Genomic DNA, 5,638 nt, shown 5'->3' on the forward strand with positions numbered 1-5,638 from the left:
TCCCGTCCGTCAGTGCGCGGGTCCGTCAGTGCGCGACGGCGGGATCGCGGCGACCTGCCAGGCAGGTTTGATGTTCGGAGAGCATCCGCCCGTTATGGTTTGCGGGTGACGAACGAGCCCGAGCAGACGATCGGTCGCGGCCGCCGCGGCTTCACGCCTCCGCGGCACGGCCGCCAGAAGCGACGCGGCGGGGTGGTGCTCCCCGCGATCGCGGGTGTGCTCACCATGGGCCTCGCACTCGGGGGCGGCTACGCCGCGTACGCCTACGGATCGCTGTCGAACGGCGTCACGAAGATCAACGCGATCACCGGCAGCACCACGAAGAAGGACGACGTCGACGGCCAGGCGCAGAACATCCTGCTGGTCGGCGACGACCACCGGCCGGACAACGCGACGCCCGAGGAGATGGCGGAGCTGAGCACGACGTCCGACGGCGGCGCGACGAACACCGACACGATGATCGTCCTGCACATCAACGCCGACGGATCGCAGGCGACGATGATCTCGTTCCCGCGCGACTCCTACGTCGACATCCCTGGTGTCGGCAAGGGCAAGCTCAACAGCGCGTTCTACTACGGCACGCTCAACGGCGGTGGTGACACCGGCGGTGCGAAGCTGCTCATCAAGACGATCCAGAACCTCAGCGGCCTGACGATCGACCACTACGTGCGCGTCTCGCTGCTCGGCTTCTACCAGGTGGTCAAGGAGCTCGGTCCGGTCGACGTCTGCCTCAACAACGCCGTCAACGACCCGTACTCGGGCGTGAACCTGCCGAAGGGGAACTCGACCCTCGACGCGAAGCAGGCGCTGTCGTTCGTCCGGCAGCGACACGGCCTGCCGAACGGCGACCTCGACCGCAACGTCCGGCAGCAGTACTTCCTGTCGCAGGAGGCCCGCAAGGTGCTCTCCGCCGGGACGCTGCTCAACCCGATCAAGATGGGCAACATCCTCAAGGCCGTCGGCGGCTCGATCCAGACCGACACCGACCTGATCAACCTGGCGTCCCAGATGCGGAACCTGCGTCCGGGGAACATCCAGTCGGCGACCATCCCGACCCTCGGCACCCCGACGATCACGGTGAACGGGGCGCCGCTCTCCATCGTCGAGGTGGACACGGTCGGCCTGCCCGCCTTCGTGCAGAACCTCGTCGGCGAGCCCGAGGAGTACACCAAGGCGGGCCGCGCGCAGCCCGCGGCGACCTCGGTGACCGTGCTGAACGGCAGCGGCGTCACCGGTGCGGCCAGCGCAGCCGGGACGGTCCTCACGGCGCGCGGTTTCCAGGTCGGGACCCCCGGGTCGTCCGACCTCACGAAGGCCACGCAGGTGCAGTACCCGGCGGGCCTCGAGAAGCAGGCCAAGGCGGTCGTGAACGTCGTCCCCGGCGCTGTCGCGGTCCGGACGAGCGCGGTGACCGGCGTGACGCTGGTGCTCGGCTCGGACGGCAAGACGGTGACCCCGGTCCCCGCGGCCGGCAGCAGTGCCTCGAGCCCGGCGGCCGGCTCCGGTTCGTCCGAGGCCGGGTCGACGGCGTCGAAGCCCGCCGCCACGAAGTCCGCGTCCTCCGAGCCGAAGCCGTCGTCGACCGACGTGAAGAGCTACGGCAAGGAAGGCGTCTGCATCAACTGACGCCGGCCCCGGCCCCGGCCGCGTGCCGACGGATCGCCTCGAGGGCCGTGTCCAGTCCGATCGCGAGCGGTCGGACGTCGCGCTGGACCTGCGCCAGGAGCAGGCCGCCCTGGAGCGCGACCAGCACGGCCGTCGCGAGCGTCGCGGGATCGGCGTCGGGGTCGAGCAGGCCGCGGTCGCGCATCGTGCCGAGGCCGTCGCGGAACGCCTGCTCCCAGCGGGCGAACCCGGCGGCCACGAGGTCCCGGGTGTCGGTGTCCCGCTCGGCGACCTCGGAGCCGAGCGTCCCGAGCGGGCAGCCACCGACGCAGCCGCCCGCCTCGGCACCCCGCACCGTCCGGTCGCGCCAGCGCTGCCACGCGTCGAAGGTCGTGAGGTCCTCGTCGTCCAGGCCCTGGCGGGCGATGATCGCGTCGGTCTGCTGCCGGACGACGTCGCGCACGAGCTCCTGCTTGTCGACGAAGTAGTGGTACAGCTGCGACCGTCCGACGGTGGCGGCTGCGCCGATGTCGTCGAGCGTCGTGCCCGCGATGCCGCGCGTCAGCATGAGTCCGGCCGCTGCGTCGACGATCCGACGTCGGGTCGCCAGGCCCTTCGGCGTCCTGCGGCGAGCGGGCAGCTGGGCGGGTGACCGGCGCATGTCCAGAGTGTACTTGCAAGTACATCTGCCGTACGTGACATTCAGGGGGTGGACGACGACCTGCTCGCCGAGCGCGACGAAGAACGCGCGCTGCTCCTCGCCGTCGCGGCTGGTGACCGTGACGCCTTCACCCGGCTGCACCAGCGCTTCCGGCCGCTCGTCGAACGGTACGTCCGTCACCAGCTGGTGGACCCGTGGCAAGCGGAGGAGGTCGTCCAGGACGTGTTCCTCGAGCTCTGGCAGATCGCCGACCGGTTCGACCCGGCGCACACGGCGATCGCGTGGATCCGGACGATCGCGCACCGTCGGGCGATCGACCGCGTCCGGAAGAGCCGGGCGGACCGCGACCGCGACCGACGGATCGGTGCGCGGGACACGGAACTCGTCGACCACGCGAGCGTCGAGCGGGCCGAGAGCGTCCTCGACCGGGTGGCACTGCACCGTGCCGTCGCCGCGCTCCCCGGTCGTCAGCGCGAAGCAGTCGTCCTGCGGCACCTGGTCGGGATGTCCGGGCCCGAGCTGGCCGAGCGACTCGGCGTGCCGGTCGGCACGGCGAAGACCCGCGCGCGTGACGGGGTCGTCGCGCTGCGGCGGGTCCTGGTGCCCTGAGTCCGGCGGTGGGTAGGTTCGACGGGTGAGCAACGCAGCGCGTCCGATCACCCTGATGACCTACAACGTCAAGAACCCCGATCCCGCCCACGACTGGCCCGCTCGACTGCCCGTCCTGCTCGACGTGATCCGGCGGCACGACCCCGACATCGTGTGCGTGCAGGAGGCCTTCGCGCACCAGATGGACGACCTCCGGGCCGGGCTCCCCGACCACGGCGACGTCGGTCAGGGACGCGAGGGCGGCACCGCCGGCGAGCACGCGGCCGTCTTCTTCCGACGCAGTCGGCTCCGGCCCGTCGACGAGGGCACCTTCTGGCTGTCGGACACCCCGGACGAGCCGGTGTCGAACACCTGGGGCAGCGTGTTCCCCCGCGTGGCGAACCACGCGCGGTTCCTCGATGCCGAGGGCGAGGCCTTCACGCTCCTGACGACGCACCTCGACCACGAGGTCGGTCCGCACGGCGACGACGTCCGGGCGCGGAGCACCGCGCTCCTTGTCGAGCGCCTCAGCACGGCGGACGGCCCGGTCGTGGTCGCCGGGGACTGCAACGAGCCCGCGGGAGCGGGTGCCGCGTCACGGGTGCTCGAGTCAGCCGGGTTCGAGGACGCCTGGCTCGTCGGCGGGGACCCCGCCGACCGGACGGCCACGTTCAACGACTGGGAGCCGCCGGTGGACTCGGGCGAGCGCATCGACTGGGTCTACACGCGGGGGATCGCCGGGGTCGACCGCGTCGTCATCGACCACGACGGCCCGGAGACGTGGTTCGCGAGCGACCACTTCCCGGTGGTGGCGACGCTGCGGATCTGACCGCGCCCGTCAGCAGGAGCGCTTGGCGTGCACCGGCATCGGTGATCCGAGCACCGTGACCGTGGTGTCGTCGGTCAGGGCCGAGACGCCGTTCGTGCCCAGGTCGCTGTCGGTGTCGGTGTCGCCGTCATCCGAGCGGTCGGACTCGTCGTGCTCCGGGGCCCACCCGGGTTCGAGGAGCAGCTGGTACGCGCGGGCGTCGTCGGAACCGAGGGACATGCGGTCGGTCGACGGTGCGTCCTCGATCGCGGCGCGGAGGTCGTCGCCGACCTGGACGCCGCCCGGCCCGTGCAGCTCGACCTCGTCGCCGGTGCGGGAGCGCACGCTGTCCCGCAGGACCCGGATCTCGACCGCGTTGCCGGCGGCAGCCGGTGTCGTGAGCGCGGCCACGCGGACGGCGCCGCCCCAGGTGTAGGTCGTCCCGGACGGGAAGCAGGCGCCGCCGACACCCTCGGCCGTCTGCGTGCGCGACGGGGTGCCGAGCAGGCGGTTCAGGAGCCCGACCATGGTGCGGGCGTCGCGCATCGACGCCTCGGTGACGATCTTGTCGCCGCGACGGAACACGAGCGACTCGGCGTCGAGCTCGATCGAGTCGACGCGCTTGAGCTTCGCGGTCGTGACCCTGGGGGTCTCGTGGGGGACCGGACCCGGGCCGAGTTCGGCGGCGGTGACCCGGTCGGTCCCGGTGCCGACCGTGCCGTCGACGGCGACCGTGCCGGCCGAGAAGGCGAGCACGGCGGCGCTCAGCGCCAGCACGGTCCGGAAGGTCACCACTCGACGGTACGACGCCGGACCGTCCTGGACGACGGGTGTTACCGAATCGGAGCCGGGCCGTCACCGGACCGTGACATTCGTCGGTGACGCGTCACGGTCCCGGACCGGGGTCCGGTGGCGCGCACCGTCGGAGGGGCCGGGGGACAGCCGGCTGGGCGGTGGAGCGGCGACGGGTGCGTACCGTCGGCCACATGACGGACCAGCAGATCGACCAGTACAGCATGCAGGACCCGACGAAGATGTACGCCGACAAGAAGCCGGACGAGCAGTACCTCGAGGGGGCCGGCACCGACCAGGAGATGGCGGAGAACGTCCCCGCCGACCACGGCGAGGAGACCTACCGCGGCGCCGGTCGGCTCGCGGGGCGCAAGGCGCTCATCACCGGCGGCGACTCGGGCATCGGCGCGGCCGTGGCCATCGCCTACGCCCGCGAGGGTGCCGACGTCGCGATCTCGTACCTCCCGGAGGAGCAGGAGGACGCCGACCGCATCATCGCCCTCGTCGAGGCGGCGGGTCGCAAGGCCGTCGCGCTGCCCGGTGACATCACCTCGCTCGAGGTCTGCGAGCAGCTCGTCGCCGACGCCGTCGAGCAGCTCGGCGGGCTCGACATCCTCGTGAACAACGCCGGCAAGCAGCAGAACGTCGACGACATCACGAAGATCTCGGACGAGGAGTTCGACGAGACGTTCAAGACGAACGCCTACGCGACCTTCCGGATCACGAAGGCCGCGGTGCCGCACCTGCAGCCGGGCTCCACGATCATCAACACGACCTCGATCCAGGCGTACGCACCGTCGCCGCACCTGGTGCACTACGCCGCGACGAAGGCGACCGTGAACAACCTGGCGAAGGGCCTCGCCGCGCAGCTCGCGCCGAAGGGCATCCGCGTCAATGCCGTGGCTCCCGGTCCCATCTGGACCCCGCTCCAGCCCGCCATGCTCACGCAGACCAACTCGTTCGACGCCCACTTCGAGGGCGAAGACCGCATGATGGACTCGAACGACCTCGAGCGCGAGAAGGGCATCACGATCCTCGCGAAGAACACGTCGGTGCTCTACAACGGCAAGCACGCGACCGAGTTCGGCGCGGACGGCCCCATCACCATCAACGTCATCGACACCCCGGGTCACGCCGACTTCGGTGGCGAGGTCGAGCGCGGCCTCTCCATGGTCGACGGCGTC

Annotated in this window: 6 protein-coding genes; 4 read left to right on the top strand and 2 right to left on the bottom strand. The window is 71.3% G+C overall.

Going from position 1 to position 5,638, the window contains the following annotated elements; translation table 11 throughout:
- The first annotated feature begins 105 nt into the window (after positions 1–105).
- Entirely contained in the window at positions 106–1,626 is a 1,521-nt protein-coding gene (locus I5E_RS15720) for an LCP family protein (RefSeq protein WP_022907819.1), read from the top strand.
- Here I5E_RS15720 and I5E_RS15725 read toward each other — a convergent pair.
- Positions 1,619–2,266, bottom strand: coding sequence for a TetR/AcrR family transcriptional regulator (locus I5E_RS15725; RefSeq protein ID WP_022907820.1), 648 nt, complete (start codon positions 2,264–2,266; stop codon positions 1,619–1,621). The genes I5E_RS15720 and I5E_RS15725 overlap by 8 nt on opposite strands.
- Before the next feature lie 48 nt (positions 2,267–2,314).
- On the opposite strand from I5E_RS15725, the gene I5E_RS15730 reads away from it, so the two are divergent.
- Positions 2,315–2,875: a sigma-70 family RNA polymerase sigma factor gene (locus I5E_RS15730; protein ID WP_022907821.1), complete on the top strand. Its 561-nt coding sequence runs from the start codon at positions 2,315–2,317 to the stop codon at positions 2,873–2,875.
- A 25-nt stretch (positions 2,876–2,900) separates the two neighbouring features.
- Entirely contained in the window at positions 2,901–3,683 is a 783-nt protein-coding gene (locus I5E_RS15735; protein ID WP_022907822.1) for an endonuclease/exonuclease/phosphatase family protein, read from the top strand.
- A gap of 9 nt (positions 3,684–3,692) precedes the next feature.
- Here I5E_RS15735 and I5E_RS15740 read toward each other — a convergent pair whose 3' ends face one another.
- On the bottom strand, positions 3,693–4,454 hold the full coding sequence (locus I5E_RS15740; protein ID WP_148286998.1) for a hypothetical protein: 762 nt from the start codon (positions 4,452–4,454) through the stop codon (positions 3,693–3,695).
- A gap of 194 nt (positions 4,455–4,648) precedes the next feature.
- On the opposite strand from I5E_RS15740, the gene I5E_RS15745 reads away from it, so the two are divergent.
- The coding region (locus tag I5E_RS15745) for an SDR family NAD(P)-dependent oxidoreductase (RefSeq protein WP_022907824.1) at positions 4,649–5,638 on the top strand (990 nt) is incomplete at its 3' end.

It is taken from the genome of Curtobacterium sp. B18 (genome assembly GCF_000333375.1).
Classification (GTDB): Bacteria; Actinomycetota; Actinomycetes; order Actinomycetales; family Microbacteriaceae; genus Curtobacterium.

Coding starts and splice junctions, on each gene's coding strand:
- I5E_RS15725 (WP_022907820.1), bottom strand. CDS start 2,266: ATGCGCCGGTCACCCGCCCAGCTGCCCGCTCGCCGCAGGACGCCGAAG.